Annotated in this window: 22 protein-coding genes and 1 pseudogene; 3 read left to right on the forward strand and 20 right to left on the reverse strand. The window is 36.1% G+C overall.

The window, feature by feature from the left end; translation table 11 throughout:
• Positions 1-703: 703 nt before the first annotated feature.
• Both Q1A47_RS02245 and Q1A47_RS02250 read left to right on the forward strand, forming a co-directional pair.
• A pseudogene (locus Q1A47_RS02245) lies at positions 704-959 on the forward strand (transposase); the annotation flags it as partial.
• Positions 960-1351: 392 nt separating this feature from the next.
• Positions 1352-1627, forward strand: coding sequence for a hypothetical protein (locus tag Q1A47_RS02250; protein ID WP_026682819.1), 276 nt, complete (start codon positions 1352-1354; stop codon positions 1625-1627).
• Positions 1628-1747: 120 nt separating this feature from the next.
• On the opposite strand, the gene Q1A47_RS02255 is transcribed toward Q1A47_RS02250, so the two are convergent.
• The 11 genes from Q1A47_RS02255 to gatC all read right to left on the reverse strand — a co-directional run bounded on the left by Q1A47_RS02255 (position 1748) and on the right by gatC (position 12495).
• Positions 1748-2425: a DUF1129 family protein gene (locus Q1A47_RS02255; protein WP_166530061.1), complete on the reverse strand. Its 678-nt coding sequence runs from the start codon at positions 2423-2425 to the stop codon at positions 1748-1750.
• Entirely contained in the window at positions 2415-2753 is a 339-nt protein-coding gene (locus Q1A47_RS02260; protein WP_166530062.1) for a PadR family transcriptional regulator, read from the reverse strand. Before Q1A47_RS02260 ends, Q1A47_RS02255 begins: the two co-directional genes overlap by 11 nt.
• A 191-nt stretch (positions 2754-2944) precedes the next feature.
• Positions 2945-3370 (reverse strand): hypothetical protein, encoded by a 426-nt coding sequence (locus Q1A47_RS02265; protein ID WP_246484588.1) that lies wholly within the window; start codon positions 3368-3370, stop codon positions 2945-2947.
• 359 nt (positions 3371-3729) lie between these two features.
• The gene (locus tag Q1A47_RS02270; protein WP_246484589.1) at positions 3730-4131 is read right to left on the reverse strand and encodes a DUF4181 domain-containing protein; all 402 of its coding nucleotides are present in this window, start codon (positions 4129-4131) and stop codon (positions 3730-3732) included.
• A gap of 563 nt (positions 4132-4694) precedes the next feature.
• Positions 4695-4886 (reverse strand): hypothetical protein, encoded by a 192-nt coding sequence (locus tag Q1A47_RS02275; RefSeq protein ID WP_026682824.1) that lies wholly within the window; start codon positions 4884-4886, stop codon positions 4695-4697.
• 632 nt (positions 4887-5518) lie between these two features.
• A complete protein-coding gene (locus Q1A47_RS02280; RefSeq protein ID WP_026682825.1) occupies positions 5519-5716 on the reverse strand; it encodes a hypothetical protein in 198 nt (65 codons plus the stop codon).
• Between the two features lie 981 nt (positions 5717-6697).
• Positions 6698-8074 (reverse strand): 23S rRNA (uracil(1939)-C(5))-methyltransferase RlmD, encoded by a 1377-nt coding sequence (gene rlmD / locus Q1A47_RS02285; RefSeq protein ID WP_166530063.1) that lies wholly within the window; start codon positions 8072-8074, stop codon positions 6698-6700.
• An 85-nt stretch (positions 8075-8159) separates the two neighbouring features.
• Positions 8160-9074, reverse strand: a complete 915-nt coding sequence (locus tag Q1A47_RS02290) for a diacylglycerol kinase (RefSeq protein ID WP_166530064.1) — start codon at positions 9072-9074, stop codon at positions 8160-8162.
• A gap of 222 nt (positions 9075-9296) precedes the next feature.
• Positions 9297-10727, reverse strand: a complete 1431-nt coding sequence (gene gatB, locus Q1A47_RS02295; protein ID WP_166530065.1) for an Asp-tRNA(Asn)/Glu-tRNA(Gln) amidotransferase subunit GatB — start codon at positions 10725-10727, stop codon at positions 9297-9299.
• The gene (gene gatA, locus Q1A47_RS02300) at positions 10724-12193 is read right to left on the reverse strand and encodes an Asp-tRNA(Asn)/Glu-tRNA(Gln) amidotransferase subunit GatA (RefSeq protein WP_166530066.1); all 1470 of its coding nucleotides are present in this window, start codon (positions 12191-12193) and stop codon (positions 10724-10726) included. The genes gatB and gatA overlap by 4 nt, the downstream gene beginning before the upstream one ends.
• 11 nt (positions 12194-12204) lie before the next feature.
• Positions 12205-12495: an Asp-tRNA(Asn)/Glu-tRNA(Gln) amidotransferase subunit GatC gene (gene gatC, locus Q1A47_RS02305; protein WP_026682830.1), complete on the reverse strand. Its 291-nt coding sequence runs from the start codon at positions 12493-12495 to the stop codon at positions 12205-12207.
• Between the two features lie 250 nt (positions 12496-12745).
• Between gatC and Q1A47_RS02310 the strand changes: the two genes are divergently transcribed.
• Positions 12746-12907, forward strand: coding sequence for a hypothetical protein (locus tag Q1A47_RS02310; protein ID WP_299630217.1), 162 nt, complete (start codon positions 12746-12748; stop codon positions 12905-12907).
• A gap of 246 nt (positions 12908-13153) precedes the next feature.
• Here the strand turns inward: Q1A47_RS02310 and putP are convergent, their stop codons facing one another.
• The 9 genes from putP to Q1A47_RS02355 all read right to left on the reverse strand — a co-directional run bounded on the left by putP (position 13154) and on the right by Q1A47_RS02355 (position 25279).
• Entirely contained in the window at positions 13154-14674 is a 1521-nt protein-coding gene (putP, locus tag Q1A47_RS02315) for a sodium/proline symporter PutP (protein WP_026682832.1), read from the reverse strand.
• A gap of 922 nt (positions 14675-15596) precedes the next feature.
• The gene (locus tag Q1A47_RS02320; protein ID WP_161629293.1) at positions 15597-15740 is read right to left on the reverse strand and encodes a hypothetical protein; all 144 of its coding nucleotides are present in this window, start codon (positions 15738-15740) and stop codon (positions 15597-15599) included.
• 14 nt (positions 15741-15754) lie between these two features.
• Complete coding sequence (locus tag Q1A47_RS02325; protein ID WP_366141105.1) at positions 15755-17041, reverse strand: helix-turn-helix transcriptional regulator; 1287 nt, start codon at positions 17039-17041, stop codon at positions 15755-15757.
• 409 nt (positions 17042-17450) lie between these two features.
• Positions 17451-18563: a CamS family sex pheromone protein gene (locus Q1A47_RS02330; RefSeq protein WP_166530067.1), complete on the reverse strand. Its 1113-nt coding sequence runs from the start codon at positions 18561-18563 to the stop codon at positions 17451-17453.
• 3 nt (positions 18564-18566) lie between these two features.
• On the reverse strand, positions 18567-20579 hold the full coding sequence (gene ligA / locus Q1A47_RS02335; protein ID WP_026682835.1) for an NAD-dependent DNA ligase LigA: 2013 nt from the start codon (positions 20577-20579) through the stop codon (positions 18567-18569).
• Between the two features lie 13 nt (positions 20580-20592).
• Complete coding sequence (pcrA, locus tag Q1A47_RS02340; protein WP_166530068.1) at positions 20593-22815, reverse strand: DNA helicase PcrA; 2223 nt, start codon at positions 22813-22815, stop codon at positions 20593-20595.
• Positions 22816-22833: 18 nt separating this feature from the next.
• On the reverse strand, positions 22834-23511 hold the full coding sequence (locus Q1A47_RS02345; protein ID WP_034679724.1) for a heptaprenylglyceryl phosphate synthase: 678 nt from the start codon (positions 23509-23511) through the stop codon (positions 22834-22836).
• Between the two features lie 394 nt (positions 23512-23905).
• On the reverse strand, positions 23906-24208 hold the full coding sequence (locus Q1A47_RS02350; protein ID WP_026682838.1) for a YerC/YecD family TrpR-related protein: 303 nt from the start codon (positions 24206-24208) through the stop codon (positions 23906-23908).
• 21 nt (positions 24209-24229) lie between these two features.
• Positions 24230-25279, reverse strand: a complete 1050-nt coding sequence (locus Q1A47_RS02355; protein WP_166530069.1) for a DUF3048 domain-containing protein — start codon at positions 25277-25279, stop codon at positions 24230-24232.
• Between the last annotated feature and the right edge of the window lie 27 nt (positions 25280-25306).

Raw genomic sequence — 25306 nt, forward strand, 5'->3', positions numbered from 1 at the left:
TTAATACTTGCACATTCTTTTAAACCCCACCAATATTTGATGCAGGTTTAATCTCTATTTCTTCACTATCTACCACGCTTGTAGCTGCAACGAATAGAAAACTAACGTTATCATTATCTATGCCTACAACTAAAAATACGATTTTCTTCTGTTCTATTTTGTTTTATCAATCTCTTTTTACAACCAAAATGAATATGCTATTATTCGTAAAATTATAATGCTATTTGGCAAATCGAATGATTTACAAATGACTATTAGTTACTTTTAAAACCTTGGATAGATAGGATTTGATACACAATTAATACAGAAATATGGATCTTTAGCTTACATATAATTACTTTTATAATCCTCTATTTCTTTTCCTCCCTTACAAGTTTAGTTTAAAATTCATACTAAAGAACCATTACTAAATACTCATTACATATATCGGTGAATATTATAAGATTGTTAGTTATTTCACTATTGGAAATATAAGGGATTTATGGAGAAGAGTTTGATTCGGATTCGTAATCACTGAGGCTTTGACCGGGCTTTCTTTCACTCCTCACTATAACTAAAAAAAGAAATAGTGGGTAAGATCACTCGTCGATGACTTTACCCACTAATCTTAGTATGTTTTTCATGGATAGGCTACACTTGGTTGGACAGTTTCGTTAAGGTCCGTTAGACTTTACTAAACTATGCTCGCTTAAGGAGACTAAAAATGACTAAACGAAACCGTTGTACATATACCGAAGGATTTAAGAATCAGATCGTTCAGCTTTACGACCAACGGAAAGCCACGAAAAGAAATCATCCAGGAGTAGGAACTGAACCCTTCGTCCTATAATCGTTGGGTTAACCAATATCGAAATTCCGGTTCTTTTAAAGAAGAAGACAACTGAACGCCAGAACAAAAAGAGATATTACAGTTACGCAAAGAACTTCAGCGAGCGAACATGGGAATTGATATTTTAAAGGTTTTTTTATTCAACAACTGGGCTTATCTACAGTAGGTAATTATAGTTTTCAACGTTTACAACAATAGGACTTTACTTGGAGTGGTAGGTATGAATTAGATCATTGTACGATCATTTAAACAACCCTTTCAGCCTTTCAAGACCAATCATGCCCATAGATTCTTCAAGTTAAGCCCTTAAACGCTAATCTATGGATATATGTACACAAGTATATCACATCAACATTTTGTTGCTGATACTGTAGAAAGCCACCTATTGCTAAATTTAATACTCCAGCATATTAACATAATCTATCAAAACTTATTTCAAATCGACAGCGACATTACTTACTGCTTTTTGCAATATGTATGAAAAACGAACTCTGCGAAATGCTAAAAAAATAAAAGATAAATATGAAGAAAGTAGTCCTTTTGATAGTAGTAGCAGTGTGTTCTTTGACAGGATACACAACTAGTGTCGCAGGCTATATAATGAAAGAAGAAAAAGAATTCATTCAAACCATAACAAATGATATTAAACACTCACATAGCAAAGGATATGTTTTAGAGAAAAAGTTAAATGAAATGAACACCCTTTATATTCTATCTAATAATAAATCAACCCAAACTTGGAAAGTAGCAGATAAAGTTAACAAAAAGGTGGCAGATTTAGGTCTAATAAAAAAGTGAAAGCATAAAAAGGAAGCTAATGAGGCTTCCTTCCTTTTTTAGTCCTATTCATTTTGCAATTTCTTTACAATCTGACCCTTTTCTGGAATAGAATAATACATCCTTGCTATTCTTTAAACACTATTTTGTAAAACGATATTTGCGATCTAACCATTTTGAAATGATGAGTGTTGCTACACCAAGTATTAGGTATACGAAACCTCCAACTTCGATTGCATATCCAAAGGGAGGGATAAATCTAGGTAGAAGAATCATACCTAGAAGTGAGATAATCACAATGAAAAAGATTGAGAAAAAATCTTTAACTTTATTTGATACCTTGTATACAGATTGTTGTAACCATTTTAAGATCAGAAAAACGTCGAGGAAAATAATAACAGCAACTATAAAAAAAGTAACAAATGCTGTTCCTATATAAACTGTCTGATTGCTATCTTTGAAATAGTGTATAATGACATCTCCTATCCCATGTATTACTGCTATCAGGCCTGCTAGCTGTAGTAATAGAAAGCCTATAAAAAATGCTGTACTTTTCCCTGGTTCTTTTGGTAACTGCTTGATTATTTCATTACAGTAAGCAGCGGGGGTCTCTCCAAACACATCTTCTGCACGTTTTCCTTCATTCTGTGCCTCAATAATATGATCTAATATCTCCATCAATAACTCCTCTGATTGTTGTTCCGAAATTGCTAAACTGGTTCGAATATAAACTAGCATTTTATCGTAATATTCTTCATTTTCTTTTGTAAGTAATTTACGTTTTTTGTTATTTAATTGAATCAGCTCTTTAGCGTTCATCAGCAACACTCCTATTCAACAATCTATCAACAGGTTTCTGAATATTTTTCCATTCCTCTTGAATCTCAAATAATGCCTTTTCCCCTAAATTGGTAAGTTGGTAGTATTTTCGTTTAGGACCTGTTGGAGAAGCTCGCATTTCACCTTTGATTAATCCATCCTTTTGAAGACGAACCAAGATAGGATAAATAGACCCTTCACTAACCTCATTCAGACCAAAATGTTGAAGTTTTTGTGATAATTCATAACCATAAACTGTTTCTTTATCAATAATTGATAAAATGCATCCCTCTAAAATTCCTTTTAATAATTGACTTCTCAAAGACATTAATTTTCATCCTTATCACTATATTGCAATACAAGTTACCTTATCTTAATAAAGCTACCTTGCACAACAAGATAGCTTTATATTATTCATCATAACCTATTTATGGTAATCCATCAAGACCATTTTATTTGGTGCATAAATTTTCCTTAGTCTAAAATAAAGTGTAGACGCTTACTCTGTAAATAAACCCTTTAATCTAATAACTCTAAAACCACATTTGAAATTCTATGCCTCAATACTAATTGTGTTTTTCTAGCTTTTATATTTAAGTCTTCAATATCTTCTGTTTGTTCTTCCCAGGATAATTTGGTTTCATTTTCTAATTTAACCACTTCATTCTCTATCCATTTTCTATAATACCCATACATTTTTTCAGCGTTTAATTCACTTTTGTATGGTTCAGGCACTTGATAATTTAAATTGACAAGACATTTTTGGAATCCTCTTTCGCCCCGTTCATTTATGATTTTATTAAATTCCACCAGTAGTTCTTCTATGAGGTTTTCGGGGAATTTTTTATCTATCATTTTTTGTTCTAAGGTATATAAAGTAATTCCATCTAACTTTTTATTCTCCACACCTAAAAATCCATAAAAGAATTTATTTAATTTGTTCACAAAAACACCTCTATTAGTAACTACGATATTGGAAGTTCCTTCAGAATCATTATTATAAAACAATCTAGCTCTTTTGTTCGGTTCAATTATTTCTATCTAACAAAAGAAGTAGATAACTAACTGAGCAAAGAAAGATTGTATCTTGAGTTATGAAATAATTTGAAAGTTCAAATATAGTTAGCTTTCTTTCTCTCTTCATTTTTTTAAATGTCTATAATAATAGAATGAACATAAGAGTAGTATTACTGCAGACATTTGAAATATATTCTCTAATAGAATAATCAATAAATTATCTCCGTACCAGTTAGCTTAATAATATTTAATTGCGTTAAAGTATTATACTTTTCTATAAGATAGTATCAAAGTATTTCATTATAATGTGTTAAGCCATATACAATTGAGCCTACAATAAATAATCCGCAAGTTACAGCACTTAGGAGATATGTTTTGCTCTCTTTTGTAAAAGTCCATTTCATTATGGTACGAAAAGCAAACATAACAGCCATACTAATAAAGATAAATATTCTGAGGTGAGAAAATTCATTTATAGCAATAATCATCACTATAAAACTACTACAGTAAAGTATTTTCTCAACATATTTATGTAGTTTGTTTACGTATTTCCTTTCTAATTCAGGTATTTCTATATCCCATTTTTTTATTAAGCTTCGATTGATAAATTGATCTAAAATAAAAATTGCAATTAGAATGCTTAAAATGGATATCACTTTAATTCTCCTCCCTACAGTCATTAGATACATATACTTATCCTATTTCATTAGTATAAATAACAATTCTCTTATTCGACAATCGTACCAATTAGTTGAGCAAAGACTATTGATTACAACTACACTTGCATTTTAAATTTATATTCTTTGTAAAATCTTAACGTTTTAAGGTCTGATTCATAAACCTTTATTAAGAGAGCGACATCCATTTTCGCAAATTTTCTTATTTGCTTATCAATATCAAAAGTCAAATCTAAAAGGTATTCATTCATATCTTCTTATTGATTATTAGGTTCGAATATATTATACATCACTGCAATATAATATCGTCTCATAATATCACCGATATAATAAAATATCTCTATTGCCTTCTTCAGCTCTTATACCCGTTACTACATTTACTTTAATACTTTTTAATCATCAGAAGGAGTTAGATATTTCTTTTCTCCTATTGTGAAATCAGCCCCTCGTTCTACTTCAACATATAACTTCCTTAGAAATTTTTTTCATCATACAAACTTTCCCATCATCAAAATTATATATCTTTAATTTACTTCTATAGTTGTAAAGTTAAATACTTTAGTTTGTATTTCCCCTTAGAAGTCAACGATATTTCTAAGCATTCTTCCTACACTCTTTATCAGCCAATAAACTAGGCGGATAGGTAAAATTACTAACTCAGGTATCCAACACAATACGTCAAGAATGACATTCCAAAACGTATAATTCTCTTTTTCTATTTTCCTCCTGCTTGTTTTCACTTTCTTCCTTTCCCACCATTCTTTCATTCATATCACCCCTATGAATCCTGCTTTTGAATCTCTATATTTTTCACATCGTCATTATCTAAATAACCATTATTCAATACGAAAATGATTTAACCTTCCCTTCTAAAATAAATACACTTGGCACTAATTGTTTTAGTATAATTACGATGAATCAGTAAATTAGTTTCGTCATTTTGACTGATGAATAATATAAAAAGATTAAGAATTATGACCTCCCCCTAAAGTGGACAAAAAATACGCTTCAGCTTTAGGGGGGATTTTATATCCAAAGCTCAATTTATTATTTTTTTAACTAATCCTCGACTTAATAGCAAGAGCTATTACCTTTTTTTAATTCTATTTATCCTATGTAAAATTGATTTAGAAATAAAAGGAGTTTTTCAAAGAATGTTTATTCTTGATATTTATATTGGTGAAACTAGAGGATTGCATCCAAGTAGGGAGACGAAGCAAAAACCTATTCGAAGAATGTATTGATTTAAAAGGTGGTCTTATAATATGCACTACGATTTAATTTTAAGAAGATTATGTTTGAAAAATAAATAAAAAGAGCGGATAATGTAACCCGCTTTTTTCTAATTTTTCTGCTTGTTATCCATCCAGGATTAAGCTATTTATATCCATAGTTTTTATTAATTTCCCTCTGTTGACTTCTTTTTTTTATAAATCACACGAACAGCATCCGTAATAAATAATATTATTGCAGCGGTTAAAAAGCCTAGAGTGGTGTATACATTAAGATCAAATATTAAGGTTAAAACAGCTGCCACAACAAAGGCACCTGTACTTGCTATAGTAAGGTACCACCTCGATAGTTTTTTTGATGACATCAAATTTTCTCCTTTCTCCGGTAAGAAGTATACATACCTAAAATTTTACCACTGCAATTAAAATGAATGTTTTGTTACTATTATTAATAATAACAAAATATTCATTTTTTTAAATTCGTAATTAATCTAATTTTATCTACTAAGCCCGAAAATCAGAACTAAATCATACCTAAAAATTTTTGCGAATAAACAAAACATTACAACATAATTTAGTAAACGTTTACAAAAGTGATGAATAGGAGGTTTTCGCTACATTTCTAATCCCTTTACTATGTCTTCACTGGAAAATACGTTGTCACGTTGTCCTAGTGTGGACTTTTCGAAATACCTCTAAAAGGTTCTAATTTATTTAACAATCTACGTAAAACTACCCTCATTCTTAAAAGTCATTCCGTTTCCATAAACGGATTGTATGGTGCCAGACGCCATACAAAAATTAGAAATCAATCCATCGTCTATTTCTTCCCAAAGGTAACCCTTCAATCACAATCGTTTAACTTTCTTACACATTAGCCCTCTCCTCCTAAACCTCTATTACGTAATACCTGCTATTACCATAAACTGGTCTCCAGGAAAACTCGTAATTACCTTTTAATATAATTGAACCTTTAACTTTCATAGACAACTGGATTCAACACTATGAAAAGACAGGTTCATTTCAAGCAAAAGAAAATCGAACAGTAGAAGAGAATGAACTCTTACAATTACGAAAAGAAAATAAACGTTTACAAATGGAGAACGATATTTTCAAGCAAGCAGCACTGATACTAGAACGAAAGTAGATATAATCACAGCTAATAAGCAGAAATACTTGGTAGTTAAACCCTCTCCACAACCCCACCCCTTTTACAAACCCATTCTGTTTCTACAGACGGATTCAAAATCAGATAACCACAATCATCTCAACCAAATCCAACAACCTTCAAAAAACAAAAACCCTTGAAACCACCGCCACTACAGCAATTCCAAGAGTTAAAGCAATTATATTCTAGTCAGTAGTGCGACCGTCTCCACATGATTGGTCTGTGGAAACATATCAACTGGCTGCACTTCCTTCGTTTCATAGCCACCTTCATCTAATATTTTTAAATCACGAGCTAAGGTAGAAGGATTGCAAGAGACGTAGACAATTCGCTTTGGCTCCATTTCAATCATAGCTTGAAGGAATTCCACTTCACAGCCTTTTCTAGGCGGATCGACGACTATGACATCTGGTCGAAGTCCTTGAGCCTTCCACCACGGCATAATTTTCTCAGCTTCACCAACAACAAATTCAGTGTTCGTAATGCCATTTAATTTGGCATTCATTTTGGCATCACTTATTGCTTCTGGAACCACTTCAATACCGTACACCTTCTTCGCCTGCTGAGCTAAAAATAAAGATATCGTTCCTATTCCGCAATAGGCATCAACAACAATATCATTGGCTCCAAGTTTTGCATATTCCAACGCTTTATCGTATAACACCTTTGTTTGAGGTGGATTCACCTGATAAAAGGATTTAGCGGAAATAGCAAAGCGAATATCACCTATCGTATCGTATATATAGGTTTCGCCCCAAATTACCTTTGTTTTCTTTCCCAAGATAACATTTGTCCGTTGGCTATTCACATTGTGAACAATCGATTTTATATGTGGGTACGTTTCCGTTAATTCCTTTATTAGCTTGTCCTGATACGGCAGCTTTTCCGTTCGTGTAACGATAACGATCATCGCATCATTTGTTTCTCTACCAGTTCGGACCATAATATGTCGTAATACTCCACGGTTTTGCTTTTCATCATAAGCTTTAATCCCTAATCGATCGGCAATTCTGCGAACAGCTTCTACAAGTCGGTCATTACTATCATCCTGAATGACGCACGTATCCATATCATCAATAATCTGGTGACTTCGTTTTTGATAAAAACCTGTTATTAATTCACCATGCTTATCCCCTACCGGAATTTGTACTTTATTACGATATCTCCAAGGGTCCTTCATACCAATGGTAGGATGTACGGGAACTTGTTCCATATGTGCTATTTTTCGCATAACATTCTTTACTTGATTCTGTTTCATATCCAACTGCATAGCATAGCTCATATGCTGCAGCTGACAGCCGCCGCATTTATAATACACATCACATGGGGGCTCGACACGCTCTGAGCTTGCTTGTCTCACCTCTACTAGTTTGCCGAATCCAAAGTTTTTGTTTACTTTAACAACTTTTACCTCGGCTTCCTCCCCTGGTAGCCCATAAGGTACAAATAGTGGATACCCATCAATTTTGCCTACACCATTTCCTTCATGGGTAAGATCTTCGAAAGTGAGCGTGATGGTTTGATTCTTTTTTACTGGTGCTGTTTGTTTCGCCATGTATATCTTCCTTTATGTGCTAGTCTGTGGTCTTATCTTAACATAACTCTAACCAATAGTATGAACAAAAAGAAGACTACTGCATTCAGTAATCTTCCCCTTCTTTATCGATAAATTCAGTTGGAACACAAAAGTCGATATGTTGCTGCAAATTTATAAATTCTCCGGGCAACAATCCACCAAATTCCCCATCAATATTTAATTGCATCTTCTCATCTGTCGTAACTGTCACATGCTTCGCTTTTTCATAAATGACATGCTTGTCTTCTAAATGAGCTCCCCGCAATGCAAGCGTGGCAATACGAATAAACTCTGCTAAGTTCGTTTTGCGCAAAATAATTAAGTCAAAATATCCGTCTTGCATATTTGCTTCAGGTGCTAACTTCTCAAAGCCACCAACAGAATTCGAATTGGAAATAAGAAATAACATAATATCCTCATCAATAACATTGCCATCATACTCTATTTTTGCTCGAATTGGCTTTAAGGACGGAAGCATCTCGATTCCCTTCATATAATAAGCTAACTGTCCAAGCATTGTTTTTAGCTTACTCGGAACCTCGTAGGTTAGCTCCGTTAACTTTCCACCACCGGCAATATTTATAAAATAATGATCATTTACTTTGCCGATATCTAAAAGCATCGATTGACCATCTACAATAACATCAACCGCTTTTTTTATATCTCTTGGAATGCGTAATGCTCTAGCAAAATCATTGGTTGTACCAACTGGTATAATCCCCAGCCTTGGACGATGTTCCTGTTCGGCAATTCCATTAATCACTTCATTAATGGTGCCGTCGCCTCCAGCAGCAATAACGAGATCATATCCTCGGTCAACCGCTGTCCTTGCAGCTGTTATCGCATCTCCTTCACAGGTGGTTGCGTGGGTTGATGTTTCATATCCAGCGATTTCGAGCTTTTCTAGAACTGCCGGTAATTCTTTTTTAAACGCTTCTCTGCCAGATGTGGGATTATAAATAATACGTGCTTTCTTCATTTCATTCCCTCCGCATTGCATGAAATATGCAGGGTCCTTCAACTATTTAAGTCACTAGGTCTCATGGTTTATTTTTCAGTCCAACATCTATCATAGACCTTTTCCATCATTTTGAAAAGGGGAATTGTTGAATTGTTTCGTGAATATGCATTATTTTCCAATGTGTAACTGACTGCAAATACGAGACTACCAATGCTTTTCATTGGTAGTCTTGCCTCCACACTATTTTTTATTTATTTCCTCTAATAGGAGTTTATTTACCATAGGTGGATTTGCTTGTCCTTTTGTTGCCTTCATTACTTGACCGACTAAGAAGCCGACTGCTTTATTTTTACCATTCTTATAATCGATAATCGATTGTTCGTTTTGATCTAGCACACCCGCTATAATTTCGCGTAATTGCCCTTCATCGGAAATCTGCACAAGCCCTTTTTCTTTTACTATCTTTTCTGGGTCTCCACCCTTTTCCACTAATTCAGCAAAGACTTTCTTTGCAATTTTCGAAGAGATGGTACCATCTTCAATTAATTGGATCATCTTAGCTAATGCTTCTGGTGTAATTGCTAATTCATGCAATTCTTTGTAATGCTTATTCATATAAGCAGAGATTTCTCCCATTAGCCAGTTCGACACCTGCTTCATATCCGCATCATGAGCTATTGCTTCTTCAAAGAAATCAGCCATTTGCTTGGAATTGGTCAATACGGCAGCATCATATTCTGGTAAACCAAGTTCTTCCATATAACGTTTTTTACGCGCATCCGGAAGTTCAGGAATTTCTTGACGAATTCGCTCTTTCCACGCCTCATCAATATATAGAGGTACTAAATCAGGTTCAGGGAAATATCGATAATCGTCTGATCCTTCCTTCACTCGCATTAGAATTGTTTCTTTTGATTTTTCATCATAGCGGCGCGTTTCTTGGAGGATTTCTCCTCCGGAAAGCAATACTTTTTCCTGACGCGTTTCTTCAAACTCTAAGCCCTTTTGTACAAAGCTAAAGGAGTTTAAGTTTTTCAGTTCTGCTTTGGTGCCAAATTCCTCTTGGCCAAGTGGACGTAGAGAGATATTTGCATCACAGCGCAGCGAACCTTCCTCCATTTTCACATCCGATACACCAGTATATTGAATAATATTTTTTAATTTTTCTAAGTAGGCATATGCTTCCTCTGGGGAACGCATATCTGGCTCAGAAACAATCTCTATCAATGGCGTACCTTGACGATTGAAGTCTACAAGCGAATATCCATCATCACCATGGGTAAGCTTACCAGCGTCTTCCTCTAAATGTAGACGTGTAATTCCGATCCGTTTTTTCTTGCCATTTACTTCTATTTCAATCCAGCCATTTTCGCCAATTGGCTGATCAAATTGGGAAATCTGATACGCCTTTGGATTATCTGGATAAAAATAGTTCTTACGGTCAAATTTCGTATTTGTAGCAATGTCACAATTAAGAGCCATCGCTGCCTTCATTGCGAAATTAACAGCTCCCTCATTTAATACTGGTAATACACCAGGGTATCCCAGATCAATTGGGTTTACGTTGGTATTTGGATCTGTACCAAATTCATTCGTACTTGGACTGAATATTTTGGATTGTGTTTTTAATTCAACATGTACCTCTAAGCCAATAATTGTTTCGAAATTCATGCGTTAGCACCTCCTAATTGAGGGCGTTGTTTATGATGATCTGTCGCTTGTTCATATGCATGGGCTGCACGGAATACGGTGTTTTCATCAAAATGCTTCCCAATAATTTGCAGTCCGATTGGTAAGCCTTGATCAGAAAAACCGCAAGGAACAGAAATTCCTGGAACGCCTGCAAGGTTGACTGGAATGGTTAAGATATCATTTGCATACATCGTTAATGGATCATCCACCTTTTCCCCAACTTTAAATGCTGGCGTAGGCGTAGTAGGTCCAATAACAACATCATAGTCTTCAAAGATTTTATCAAAATCATTTTTAATTAATGTCCGTACTTTTTGAGCCTTTTTATAATAAGCATCATAGTAGCCAGAACTAAGCGCAAAGGTTCCTAACATAATACGACGCTTAACCTCTTCTCCAAAGCCTTCACTACGTGATTTTTTAAACATATCAATCATATTATTAGCATTTTCCGAACGCACGCCATAACGGACACCGTCAAACCGAGCTAGGTTCGCAGAAGCTTCAGATGATGAAAGTAAATAATAAGTTGCCACTGCATATTTGGAATGTGGTAACGACACTTCCTCCCACATTGCACCTAATGATTCATATACCTTAAGTGCTTGCAGAACCGATTCCTTGACCTCTGGTGCTACACCTTCAGCAAGGTATTCCTTTGGTACGGCAATTTTCAATCCTTTCACATCACCGGTTAGTGCCTCCGTATAAGCTGGTACTTCTACAGCTGCGCTTGTAGAATCCATTGGATCATGTCCAGCGATTACTTCCAGAACACGTGCATTATCTTCTACATTACGTGTAATTGGGCCGATTTGATCTAAGGATGAAGCAAAGGCAACCAAACCAAAACGTGATACGCGTCCATATGTCGGCTTTAAGCCTACTACTCCACAGAATGCAGCTGGTTGACGAATTGAGCCGCCCGTATCTGAACCTAAAGAGAATAATACTTCTCCTGCTGCTACGGCTGCTGCTGATCCACCACTAGATCCACCTGGTACATAATCGGTATTCCAAGGGTTACGAGTTGGTTCGTAACTGGAATTTTCATTTGAAGAACCCATTGCAAACTCATCCATGTTCAACTTTCCAATCGTAACTGCTTGCTGGTGATTTAATTTGTTAACTACAGTAGCGTTATACAAAGGGTCATTAAAATTGTCGAGGAATTGACTTGCACATGTGGTGCGTAACGCCTTTGTGACAATGTTATCCTTAATACCACTAGGCATTCCAAATAATGCGGTATGTTTATCTGCTGCCTCGTCCAATTCTTTCGCATAGGCATTAGCATTTTCTTCATTTAATGTAAGAAATGCATGAACCTTGTCATCGACTTCTTTAATCCGTTGATAAGAAGCTGCTACTAAATCTTGAACGGTAATTTCATGATTATGTAGTTTTTGTTCTAATTCTTTAATCGTATGATCAAATAATGACATGCTTTTCCCTCCTACTCCAAAATAGATGGTACACGATACTGTCCATCTTGCTGATCAGGAGCATTTTTCATTGCTTCCTCCTGCGTTATCCACTTCTTTGGCTTATCCTTACGAAGCACATTCTTAATGTCTAACACGTGCGTCGTTGGCTCAACATCTGATGTATCTAATTCGTTAAGCTGCTCCGCATATGTAATGATCGAGCTTAATTGCTCTGTAAACATTTCTACTTCTTCCTCGCTAACTTCCAAACGAGCCAAATGAGCAACATGCTTTACTTGATCCTTCGATATATCTGCCACTAGCTTTCCCTCCAAATCTGTTTCTTCTATATTATATACATCTATTGCTTATCCATAAACTTTGGTAACACTATTGATAATAGCAGAACGACCCAACAATAATCAACTATGAAAGAAAAGCGAAGGTGTTTGATTTACGGTGCAGGAACTGCATCCATGCCTTACGTACGAAGCAGTGTTATTCAAAATGGCAATTTGCCGTTTATGCTTCTATAGGGCATCCACAATTTATAAAGTAAAACTTCCATTCATGGGGGCTGTTTATCTCCACGGATGGTTAGTACCACAAGGGTATGACCTAAAGGCCTCTGAGCCAATCGAACATTTACTGGCAGTTGTCCCCACACTTTTCCTTATTGGATTCACCTTATTGCTTGAATGGGGGGGTTACTGCCAGTTATATGCGGGATAAAAAAAGGCAAATTATTTTAATAAAGAAAAAGCCGAACTATTATTCGAATTAATGGTTGCCCCAGAAGATAGATTTTTCACTCTAACTTCTGGGAGCGATACCTACCTTAACATTCGAATCTGTTCGGCTTTGCTGGTTCTAAAATTTGTTGCGGCTTTGATAAAGTCCTTGAATTCGTTTATACTTTTTTCTATTGTTCTTTCGTTATTAGAAGCAGCGTTTAAGCCACATCTTATTACTTGTGATTTACTCTTTCAATTTTTCTAAGGTCTCGTCAAAGTCTGATTTTAGCTCAGGATCTGTTTTGCCAAGAAGACTCACAACGATTGCTACAATCATATTCATAATGAAGCCGGGAACAATTTCATATAAATCAAAGATTCCACCAGAAAGTAGATCTCCCCAGATAATAACAGTAACTGCACCAACGATAATACCTGCTAGTGCACCATTTCGAGTAATGCCTTTCCAGAATAGTGACAGGATAATGATTGGACCAAACGCTGCACCGAAACCAGCCCATGCATAACCAACGAGATCAAGAACAGAGCTTTCCGGGTTCATGGCAATAATTAATGCTACAATCGCAATCAATACCGTTGCTATTCTTCCAACCCACACTAATTCCTTCGCAGATGCTTTTTTACGGAAAATCGCTTTATAGAAATCCTCCGCTACTGCTGATGAAGATACGAGCAATTGTGAATCTACTGTACTCATAATTGCTGATAAAATAGCAGCTAACAGCACACCAGCTACTACAGGGTGGAATAAAATCTGTGAAAATGCAATAAAGATTTTTTCTGGATCAGCCAACACTTGAAGTCCATCTTGATTAGCCACTTCAATTCCAAATTGGCTTAGAATCGGTACTTCTTGTGTACTTATAAATGCTAATCCAATAAAACCAGTAAATATGGCACCGTAAAGTCCTAAAATCATCCACGCCGTACCAATAAATTTCGCTTTTGGTACATCTTTCGCTGAACGCAATGCCATAAAACGGACTAAAATATGCGGCTGACCAAAATAACCAAGTCCCCATGCTAGTGAAGAAATAATTGCCATTATTCCAACACCTTGAACCATATTAAGATGTGATGGATTGATTTCTCCGACTGCTTGTACAGCGTCACTCCATCCACCCATTTGGTTTAACGCGACAATTGGTACAATAATGAGTGCAAGAAACATAAGAATACCTTGTATAAAATCAGTCCAAGATACTGCCAAAAATCCTCCAAGTAACGTATATGATACAACAACGATCGCACCGATCCAAAGTGCTGTCATATAGTCAAGACCAAAAGATGCCTCAAATAATTTTGCACCTGCAACTAATCCTGAAGATGTGTAAAAGGTGAAGAATAATAAAATTACTAAAGCAGATATAACACGGAGAATATGTGATCTATCCTTAAATCTATTTTCAAGGAAATCAGGGATTGTAATCGAGTTATTTGATACTTCGGTGTAAATACGTAAACGTTTGGCAACAAACTGCCAATTTAAATAAGCACCTGTTGCAAGACCAATTCCCATCCAAGCTTCTGACATTCCAGATGCATAGATTGCGCCTGGTAAACCTAGTAACAGCCATCCACTCATATCAGATGCCCCAGCACTTAATGCTGCAACGCCTGGTCCTAGGTCTCGCCCACCGAGGACATAATCGGATAAGTTATTGGTACGATAATACATGACGACGCCGATAGCCAGCATCCCAAGTAAATATACAATAAAGGTTATTAATGTTGTAAGATCCACGTACTATTTTCTCCTCTCAGTAAATAAAGTAATGATCGATAATAAAAGTACAATTGGCATTGGAACAAATAACCAAAACCAGGTAGCACCTCGAATCGCATATTCCATACAAACAATGCCCCTCTCTCTAAAAATATAGCATTATTATTTTGAGATTCATTTCTCAAATAAGCACATCGACTATGATTTCATATAATTAATTATTTTTCAAGTTACATAGGGCTCACAAATGGCGCCCTATCAAGCTTCCTACTAAATAGAACTATCATATACAGTGATATGTTATGAAGAATAATCATTTTCATACATGAAAGAGATAAGAGTTCCGTATATGTAAATATAGTCCAAATCCTTTTAAATAACTCCTAATAACTCAAAATTTCTATATAAAAAATTTTTTCAATAAATTTTTCAATCTGAGCCATATGCTGTAGATTATTCCGCTAAAGTGCTGGAAGACTTCAACTTTAAGAGCCTGTGTTGGTACAAAAGGGACTAAGTGGGAGAAAACGACACCTAAATACCCAATTTGTTCAGAACCTTTGGGTCATACTCTTGTGGTACGAACATTCAGTAGGGTATGGAAGAAAACTTCTACGGAATGAAGTTTCACTTTATCGGAACATAAGTGCAAGCGCCAGATTAGAAACGTAGCGACTGGAGCGAATCAACGAAGATAAAGGAATCACGGTGACCTTGCGAGCCGATGATAACTTATCCTAGGGCGATTCGTGAAGTCTATCTGGACGCTAGAGCTGGACGCGGCTCAACACGCCCCTATTTCTCCATAGCCTCAAATTTTATATTTTCCTAGACTACAAAAAAAGTCCCGGAATGGGTTCCACGCCATCCCAGGAAAATCCATCATATAGTAATAGGGTAAAAAAATTTAAAAACCAGTTTGCGAAAAAATCAAAAATAACTAAAATTGTGATACAGGTTGCCCAATAGACACAACCTCAGGCTCGAGTTCATGAGCTAATTCTGTTGAATTATTGTCATGAGTATTTAAAAATCCTATCATAAGAAGTGAGCCTAATGCCATTGAAGCAAATAACTTCTTCATTAACATCCCCCCCTTTAAAGATTAATTAATTCATTATAAGCTGAATTTGCTAGTTTATAATATTTAACAGATTCTTTATACTTACCAAGCTTTTCAAAATGGCTGCCAAGCATTTTAGCATAGACAACTAAATTGCTATGGTCGTCATGCTGCTTCAGATAAGGTATAAATTCATCTGTTACTAATGCCCTGAACTTTTCTTGCTCATTGTTTAATGCATATGTGTACGTATGAATAATATAGTAATACAGTTGATAATAATGATCATCACTAGCTAAGTCTAATATTGTTAAAGCTTTTTTAATCATTTCCTTTGTTTTTTCATAATCTCCAATATTATAATATTCTTTTATTAATGATGTTATTGATGCAAGTCTTTCTTTTATTTTTATCGCTTCATCATCTTCTTCTTCAATAACAAAAACATAGTATTTAATAGCTTCTTCAGTATTGCCAATCTTAGAGTGAGCATATCCTAAATTTAGATTCGCTAACTGAATTACCTGTTTATTTTTATTTAGTTCACCTAAATGCTTTGCTAAATTATAATTTTTAATAGCTTTATCATACATATCAATTCTGCGGTAGGAAATCCCTAACAGTATATGGCATTGGGCACAACGGATAAAATTATAATTTCGTTGAAAGACATCCATCGCCTTATTGGCATAATCAATAACTTCCAACGTATTTCGTAACTTACTATTTGTGACTGAAATCGTATAATGTAAATCCGCAACTTCCTCTTCATCAAGATCTACCTGATTTATTTTATCCTCTGCCATCTTATACAATCGCATTGCTTGATTAAATTCTCCAGTAAATGAATAATAATTCCCCTTAAATTTGTACCAATAATAAAGATGGTCATTATCAAATGAATTAACCATTTCACTTAATTCATTCATCTTAGATAACGCTTTATCGATTTGTCTTAAGATTATATAGTATCTAATTTTGTGAATCTCAAATAGAAAAAAGCTATCATTAATGCTTCTGTCCATTAATGCTTGTAAATCCTTATATGTATCGATTATCTCTTTTTTGTCATATACATCAAAAAGCATTGCATACCATTGCTTACACTTTTTTTGTAAGTCTGTATCAACTCCATCGATCAATTCGATACCAAGTCGATTACATAGTAATTGAATTATTTCAGGGCTCGCGTCTGTTTTTTTATTTTCGATCTTGGATAAATAGGATAGTGAAACGATGCCTTCTGCTAACTCTCCTTGTGTCATCTCTTGCTTCGTACGCTGCAGTTTGATAAAGGGACCTATTTCTATCAACCTTCCCACCTACCATCTACTTTTTATTATGCTACTTTATTTTGTATAGTCATATTATAACATAATTTCAGATAATTCATATTGGGAAAATAATAGAGAAATGAACACTATTTATAGGCGAAACAGGCAAAAAAACTTTCCGATTTTCCTCACAGAGGAAAATTAGTCCTTGTTCGACATGAATCATGGTAAGAAACCTGAATTATTTATATGACTATTTTATTATGAATTTACAACTTTTCGGAAGTCTTCGAAAAACACAAGTCACTTTTAGGTAATCTGGTCTGTCTCTTTCGTATAAGAATTTACGAAAAATTGTACATTATTGTTTAGTTCTCGTTTGTTTTCCTGACTTTCCTAACCAAATAAAGTAAAAGGATGGAGACGATCTCCATCCTTTTACTTATTACTTTCTTTATTAATGGAAAATATGCACCGTCGGCTTATCGGCTCCTGCCTCACGGTATATCATACTTTCTAGTTTATCACTGGAAGTAATTTTAATCTCTAAATCATAGTAATCCTTAAACATATCCTGTACTAATCCATAGGCATACTGTGTGAAGCCAACCACTTCACCTTTTCCGTAGAATTCAATCGGGATTTCAATTGTCATCTTTTGCAATTCTTCATTCATATAGAATCCTTCCCCAATGACTCCTACATAGTTTGGAAAATATGAAGCAATTTCTTTACCAAAGCTAGTAACGATCTCTTGATCCTCATAATATTTTTTCTTCCCCTCGTCGGAAGGGAATAAAACATATTCTTCATCAATCGTATCCCAATCACCAATGGATGCACTATTACTAGGAACATTAGTCTTTGCAATAAAATTTCCTGGAACTGGGGAAGATTGATCTTCCTCCCTATATAAAGCCATCATCACGGGTACTTTTTCTAAGCCCTCGATTTCTCGAATACTTTTTATGACCTTCTGGGCAATCTTATTTCCTTCCTTTAGCATTTCAGACTTGGAAATCGATTCATAATAGTAGGGACCACCGGGCTCCGTTTGGAAGCGATAGACGGACTTCATTGCAATTCCAAGCGATATTCCGGCTAATTCTACAGATTTATCCTCTTTTTTTACCAAGTAATTTTGCTCTAAAATATGAGAAAGATAACGTGGATTATCCTCAAAGTATTTTTTCTTGGCCTTTTCCTTTTTAGGCGGGTTTAACTTATCAATCCACTTAAGCACAGTATCTTCATCAATATACTGACCTTCCTGAAATAAATATTTCTTCGGATCATACACTTCCTTGGATTGACGACGTAATCCTTCCTCCATCTCATCAATATCTAGTCGATTGGCCACTTGTCCAACGATGACTCCCCTAGCTTTCCCAGGTTCAAAGGGAAGAATCATTTTATAATTTTCCTCCGATAATTGATAGCTTGGTACGATTGCTGTTTCCTGCTTCGAATCAGACTCATCGTTTTGAACAACTTCTTCTTCATTGACATCGGGAGCACAGCTTGTCACGAATAAAAGCACGCCCAGTAACCAAATACTTAATTTTTTCATGACTTACACTCCTCCATTTTCAATAGCTTGCTGAAATTGTTCTTCATTCCATACGTCAACTTCAAGCTTCTGGGCTTTCACCAGCTTCGATCCGGCATCTTCTCCCGCGATTAGGATATCCGTCTTTTTACTAACACTGCCAGTAACAGACCCACCTAACCCCTCAATAATTTCCTTTGCTTGAGGGCGAGTAAAATACTCCATTTTCCCTGTTAATACAATCGTCTTCCCATGAAATATGCTTTCCTCTGTTTGTGTAGAAGGCTTCGTCCCTAAATACGTCATGTTAATTCCCAGATCTCTTAGCTCATTTAAGAGATCAATAACTTGCTGCTCTTGAAAATATTGCGCGATTGAATCAGCCATTTTATCTCCAATTTCATTTATTTCTAATAGGTCTTCATATGTTACTTTTTGCAGGTTATCCATCGTTTCAAATTCCATTGCTAATGTCTTTGCAGCCTTTGATCCGACAAATCGAATACCTAATCCAAACAGCAGGCGCTCCAGTGAATTCTCCTTTGATACTTCAATAGCACGTAATAAATTATCAACTGACTTTTCGCCCATACGTTCTAACTCAAGCAATTCTTCTTTTTTCAGACGGTAAATATCAGCTATTGTATGCACAAGGTTCTCCTGAAAAAGCTGAATAATTACTTTCTCTCCTAAACCATCAATATTCATAGCATTACGTGAAACAAAGTGAATAAGCCCTTCCTTTAATTGCGCAGGACAACTAGGATTAATACAACGTAAGGCAACTTCCTCTTCTAATCTAACTAATTCACTCCCACAGGCTGGACATTCAGCTGGCATATGGAATTCCTGCTCTGAGCCAGTACGCGCTTCGACCATCGCTCGTACCACTTTCGGGATAATATCACCAGCTTTTTTAATCACAACGGTATCGCCAATACGGATATCCTGTTCTCGGATAAGATCCTCATTGTGCAAGGAAGCTCGTTGTACGGTAGTTCCAGCTACTTTTACAGGGTTGAGAATAGCCGTTGGTGTGACAACGCCAGTTCTCCCTACACTTAATTCAATATCCGTTAATTTTGTTACTGCTTCTTCTGCTGGAAATTTATAAGCAATTGCCCAGCGTGGACTTTTCGCAGTAAAACCTAACTCCTCTTGTTGCTTGAGATTATTTACTTTTATAACAATCCCATCGATTTCATAATTTAAATTTGGACGTTCCTTCGTCCAATAGGAAACATACTCTAAAACTTCATCAATGGTATCGCATTTTTTCCACTCTGGGTTTGTTTTCAGCCCTAACTCCTTCAGTCGTTCCAAACGCTCACTATGTGTGGTTAGTTTACTATTTTTCCACGCACCAACCCCATAGAGAAAGATGTCCAAATTTCGCTTAGCAGCAATCTTTGGGTCAAGCTGCCGTAAAGAACCTGCTGCCGCATTACGAGGATTCGCAAAGGGCTCTTCCTCATTTGCTTCTTTTTCCTTATTTAAGGCTAAAAACGATTGATGAGGCATAAACGCTTCACCACGAACTTCAATGGTTTCCGTTTCTTTAATGGATAGTGGGATACTACGAATGGTCCGCAGATTACTAGTAATATCCTCACCTGTCGTACCATCCCCACGCGTAGCTCCACGTACCAATTTTCCATTTTCATACGTCAGCGAAACAGCTAAACCATCAATTTTTAATTCACAGACAAATTGAACTGGTTCATCTGTTCCCTGACTTGCGCGTCGTGCAAAATCTCGCAAATCCTGTTCATTAAACGCATTTCCCAAGCTTAACATCGGAATCTTATGCTGAACTTTTTGAAATGCGTCTAACGGTTCTCCGCCCACTCTTTGCGTTGGAGATTCGGCAGTTACCAGGTCTGGAAAAGCCTCTTCTAGTTTTCGCAGTTCCTGCATTTTCTGGTCATAGACCGCATCTGGAACGGAAGGGTTATCCAGCACGTGATATTCATAATTATAGTGATTTAAAATTTCGGTTAATTGCTTAACCTTATCTTGTGCCTGTTGTCGATCCATGCAAGCACCTCCCTTACTCCTTCGTGATTGGCGCAAATTTAGCCAAGACTCGTTTTATACCTACTGGCGCTGGAAAAGCAATATCTAACTCCATTGCCTCTCCTTCTCCTTGAACTTTAACAACTGTACCAACACCCCATTTTTTATGGTGTGCCTTCTCACCAGGTCCCCACGTCTCATTTTCTGCACCTGTCGTTTTTTGCATACGCTCCGCTTTACGTTTCATAGGTGCAGGAGCTGGCTTAGATTTCTGTCCGATACTTCCACCAAACATAGACATTTTCGCTTCTTCCATTCCATCAATTAATTCTTCTGGAATTTCATTAATAAATCGACTAACGGGGTTCATGTTCGTCCGGCCGAAAAGTGTACGCATTTTAGCATGCGTCATATAAAGCTCTTTCTCCGCTCTCGTAATGCCTACATAAGCTAGTCTTCGTTCTTCTTCCATTTCTTCTTCATCTAACATCGAACGACTGTGCGGGAAAACATTTTCTTCTAAACCGATTAAGAAGACAACCGGAAATTCTAGTCCTTTGGCCGCGTGTAATGTCATTAATGTAATTTTTTCCTCTGCCTCTGTCTCTTCTTCATCTACTTGATCAATGTCAGCAATTAAAGCCAGATCTGTTAAAAAAGCAACAAGTGTCTTGTCCTCACTGGTTTCTTCAAAATCCTTTGTTACAGTCATAAATTCTTCCAAGTTTTCCAAGCGACTTTGCGCCTCGATCGTTCGTTCATTTTTCAGCATTGTTTCATAGCCTGTCCGTTCTAAAACGGCTTCTACCATATCGGTTGCAGTAAGAAACTCTTGCTGCTGCGATAATGTACGAATAAGATTACCAAATTCCGCTAGAGCATTTGCGGCCTTTTTCGAAACACCGGTAAAATCAACCTCTTTAACTGCTTCATGAAAGGATATATCATGGAGTGCTGCATATTCACGTAATCGATCAATGGATGTTTTTCCGATTCCTCTTTTTGGAACATTAACAACGCGTTCAAAGCTAAGGTCGTCATCGGGATTAGCTATAAGTCGAAGGTAAGCTACCATATCTTTAATTTCCTTACGATCATAGAACTTAGTACCACCTACCATTTGATAGGAAATATTTGACTTCACTAATGTGTCCTCAATCGCACGTGACTGTGCATTTGTTCTGTACAGTATTGCCACTTCACTTGGTGAATATCCTTGACTACGCGTTAATTCTTGAATCTTTTCAGTTACAAACAATGCCTCTTCTTGTTCTGTAGCACCTTGAAAGTAATGAATATTTTTACCTTCTGGATTTTCTGTCCACAGCTTCTTTGGTTTTCTTCCACTATTGCGTTCGATAACTTTATTAGCGGCTTGTAAAATTGATTTCGTTGATCGGTAATTCTGCTCCAACAAAATTGTCCGTGATGTTGGATAATCCTTCTCAAAAGTAAGGATATTGGTAATATCAGCTCCCCGCCAACGATAGATCGATTGATCCGAGTCACCAACAACACAAAGGTTTTGATACCTGCTTGCAAGTTGTTTCACAAGTGCATATTGTGCATGGTTTGTATCTTGATACTCATCAACATGAATGTATTGAAATCTCCTTTGATAATATTCCAATACCTCTGGTACTCGTTGAAAAAGATGTATCGTCTGCATAATTAAATCATCGAAGTCCAGAGATTGATTTTTTTGTAGCATCTTTTGATAAGCCTCATATACTTGACCTACTTGACGATCAAAGAAGTTACCTACCTTTTTATTAAATTCTTCAGCAGTAACTAATTCATTTTTCGCAGCACTAATTTGTCCTAGCATTGCTCGTGGCTCAAATTTCTTTGGATCCATATTAAGGTTTTTTAAAATTTGTTTAATCGCAGACAACTGGTCACTGCTGTCCAAGATAGTAAAGTTACTGTTATAACCAATTCGGTCAATATCTCTTCGTAAAATTCGTACACACATGGAGTGAAAGGTCGAAACCCACATTTGATCACTCTCAGGTCCAACTAATTTACGCACGCGTTCTTTCATCTCACGTGCAGCTTTATTCGTAAATGTAATTGCTAAAATATTACGAGGAGAAACGTCCTTTTCTCCTAATAAGTAAGCAATCCGATGGGTTAATACTCTTGTCTTTCCACTTCCTGCACCGGCCATAATAAGTAAAGGGCCGTCTGTATGTGTAACAGCTTCTTTTTGCTGTTTATTTAATCCTTTTAATAAGTCATCTTTTGTTTGACTCATTTTTACACCGCCTAACTATTAACTATCTTTTACCGCTTTTACCGTTTTTAATGCTTGCTTGATATCTGTATATATACGATTGCCAACGATAATTACATCCGCGTGTTCTTTCATTTCCCGTGCCTGTTGGACTGTTTCAATACCACCACCGTAAAACAATAGTGAATGTTCCAATTGAGCTTTTACTTTTTCGACCAGCACTGGGTCCCCGTAGGTTCCACTATACTCCATATAAAAGACAGGCAAGTGAAAAACCTTATCTGCCATATAAGCATACGCAATCACATCATCTTCATCCGGTAAATAGCTGTTCGTATGTATGAAAGCTTTTGCGTCCTTATTCAATATACAATATCCTTCAAATAATAGCTCACTATACTCAAGCATATCAACAAATTCTTTAATAGCTTGATGTTGAATATCCATCATCCACTTTTTTTCCTTCGAATTAAGCACCATAGGAATATAGTAATAATCAAAGCCTGGAGTTATTGCATCCATGGATGAAATCTCTAAAATACAAGGTACTGTATATCTACGTATTCTTGAGAGTAGATCAAGCACGCCATCTAATGTTATGTTATCTGTCCCACCTACAATTATGGCATCTGTCCCTGACTCACAAACCATTTCTAAATGTTCATCTGAGATTTCTTTGGCAGGATCAAGCTTAAAAATATGCTGCCAAGCATTCATTGTTTTATCCAAAATAATAGTCCTCCATCATTATAATCCATTAGTTTATTATATCAAAAAACATTCTAGGAATTTAGAGATAAGGATAATCTTTTTACGTAAAACATGCGTGAGTCCATATATTTTAACGAAAACGCTGTACACTGCAAACAAGTGGATTTATTATCAACTGTTAAGCAAAAAGTTAACTTCATCGTTTCTTGCTGTATGTGCTAATCTATTCTTGATCTTCATAGGACAGCTTCCTAGAGCACATATAGTGGTCGGGAAACCAGCGTTATCTTACCAAGAAGTTTTTTGACCCACATTAAAGCTTCCCAGAACCCTTGGCATAGCTCGAGAGGTTCAAAAACAAAAACTAGAAATGTCGATGATGACATTTCTAGTTTTTGGTTTAATCGTCTTTGTCCCCTATGATGCGATCAAGTACTAATTGATACCCTTCACTTCCAAAATTAATGCACCGTCTTACTCGTGATATCGTAGCAGTTGATGCATTTGTCTCCTGTTCAATTGCATTATACGTACTTCCATCCATTAGCATTTTTGCTACTTGTAATCGTTGGGAAATAGAATGGATTTCTGACATCGTTGCAATATCATCAAAAAAACGATAGCATTCTTCCCGGTCTTTTAATGAAAGGATTGCATCAAATAATTGATCCAATTGTTTCCCACGTAGTTTATCTATTTGCACACCAAAGCCCTCCTGCTTCCATTACTCATTTGATATCATTACGGCTCTCTTTATACCAGGTTCGGTCGGAATCACATTAATCCACGTTTTTCCTGGAGCAAATGCAACTTCTTTCCCGTCTTTCATTGGAACAATTCTTCCATTTCTATTTTCCCAGCGAAGTTCTTGAACTACACCTTTTTGCAAGAGATAAGCATCTCCACCTGATTGTAAATCGATAGCCCGACGACCAGCATCATCAATTACTTCATGATGAGTCTCTATTATAAATACATTACTAGCCTGAATAGCTTCCTCTGATTCTAACTCTATTGTCTTTTCCTGATCACTGTATCTTGTATATGCTTGCGAACGTTTATTATAATCAAATTCAACAATCTCCGTAGGCGTATCGGAATATACAATTTTCACATGGTTACCAGGTTCACCAGCTACCTGCTCACCTTCTGATAAGAAAGGCAAGGGCTCATACGTTGCTTTCGTATCATAGCCTTTCGCTTCTGCTTTTTCATAGACAGATCCAAGCTGTAAATACGAATTATGCGGTGCCTTTCTAAAAGGTTCACGTTTAAATAATACACCATCATTATCATAAAACGAACCATTCAAATGGTCAATTCCCCGCTGTTCTATCCTATCATTTACAAATCCAGCAGCCCCATGATAAACATAGATTGCATTATAATCATTTGCTAGTTCGAAATAGTATTCTCTCGCACTTCGTACAGGTCCTACAACATCTGGCATTTCACTTTGGAAGAGTGCTAAAAACCGAGTAATTTTACCTTCTGCTAGCATTTCAAATACGATATCTGCTTTCGATAATCCTGTCTGTGGTCTAGCTTTTGTGTGATTATTAACCATTACACCTACCATTCTATTATTAACGACTTCATCTGTACCTATTCCTGTTAGTGGATACATATTTTCATATTCTTCCGGGACTTGGAACGAATCGGACTTCTGTTCCAAGCCAGAATCCTTCGATTCATTATCACGAGCTTCCTTTTCATCATTACACGCTGCAAGAAATATAAAAGCTAGAAAAACGATACATAATAATTTTTTCATATTCCACAACACCTTTGAAAAGTTAGT

This window comes from uncultured Virgibacillus sp., from assembly GCF_947495635.1.
Classification (GTDB): Bacteria; Bacillota; Bacilli; order Bacillales; family Amphibacillaceae; genus Virgibacillus; species Virgibacillus salarius.

What these genes read in the sequence shown, in the direction of transcription:
- Q1A47_RS02280 (WP_026682825.1), bottom strand. Translation starts at nt 5,716, where the DNA reads ATGTCATCAAAAAAACTATCGAGGTGGTACCTTACTATAGCAAGTACA.
- Q1A47_RS02355 (WP_166530069.1), bottom strand. Translation starts at nt 25,279, where the DNA reads ATGAAAAAATTATTATGTATCGTTTTTCTAGCTTTTATATTTCTTGCA.
- Q1A47_RS02345 (WP_034679724.1), bottom strand. Translation starts at nt 23,511, where the DNA reads ATGAATGCTTGGCAGCATATTTTTAAGCTTGATCCTGCCAAAGAAATC.
- gatA (WP_166530066.1), bottom strand. Translation starts at nt 12,193, where the DNA reads ATGTCATTATTTGATCATACGATTAAAGAATTAGAACAAAAACTACAT.
- Q1A47_RS02255 (WP_166530061.1), bottom strand. Translation starts at nt 2,425, where the DNA reads ATGAACGCTAAAGAGCTGATTCAATTAAATAACAAAAAACGTAAATTA.
- pcrA (WP_166530068.1), bottom strand. Translation starts at nt 22,815, where the DNA reads ATGAGTCAAACAAAAGATGACTTATTAAAAGGATTAAATAAACAGCAA.
- Q1A47_RS02270 (WP_246484589.1), bottom strand. Translation starts at nt 4,131, where the DNA reads ATGTATCTAATGACTGTAGGGAGGAGAATTAAAGTGATATCCATTTTA.
- Q1A47_RS02330 (WP_166530067.1), bottom strand. Translation starts at nt 18,563, where the DNA reads ATGAAAAAATTAAGTATTTGGTTACTGGGCGTGCTTTTATTCGTGACA.
- Q1A47_RS02275 (WP_026682824.1), bottom strand. Translation starts at nt 4,886, where the DNA reads ATGAAAGAATGGTGGGAAAGGAAGAAAGTGAAAACAAGCAGGAGGAAA.
- rlmD (WP_166530063.1), bottom strand. Translation starts at nt 8,074, where the DNA reads ATGGCGAAACAAACAGCACCAGTAAAAAAGAATCAAACCATCACGCTC.
- gatB (WP_166530065.1), bottom strand. Translation starts at nt 10,727, where the DNA reads ATGAATTTCGAAACAATTATTGGCTTAGAGGTACATGTTGAATTAAAA.
- Q1A47_RS02320 (WP_161629293.1), bottom strand. Translation starts at nt 15,740, where the DNA reads ATGAAGAAGTTATTTGCTTCAATGGCATTAGGCTCACTTCTTATGATA.
- Q1A47_RS02290 (WP_166530064.1), bottom strand. Translation starts at nt 9,074, where the DNA reads ATGAAGAAAGCACGTATTATTTATAATCCCACATCTGGCAGAGAAGCG.
- Q1A47_RS02250 (WP_026682819.1), top strand. Translation starts at nt 1,352, where the DNA reads ATGAAGAAAGTAGTCCTTTTGATAGTAGTAGCAGTGTGTTCTTTGACA.
- Q1A47_RS02260 (WP_166530062.1), bottom strand. Translation starts at nt 2,753, where the DNA reads ATGTCTTTGAGAAGTCAATTATTAAAAGGAATTTTAGAGGGATGCATT.
- ligA (WP_026682835.1), bottom strand. Translation starts at nt 20,579, where the DNA reads ATGGATCGACAACAGGCACAAGATAAGGTTAAGCAATTAACCGAAATT.
- Q1A47_RS02310 (WP_299630217.1), top strand. Translation starts at nt 12,746, where the DNA reads ATGGGGGCTGTTTATCTCCACGGATGGTTAGTACCACAAGGGTATGAC.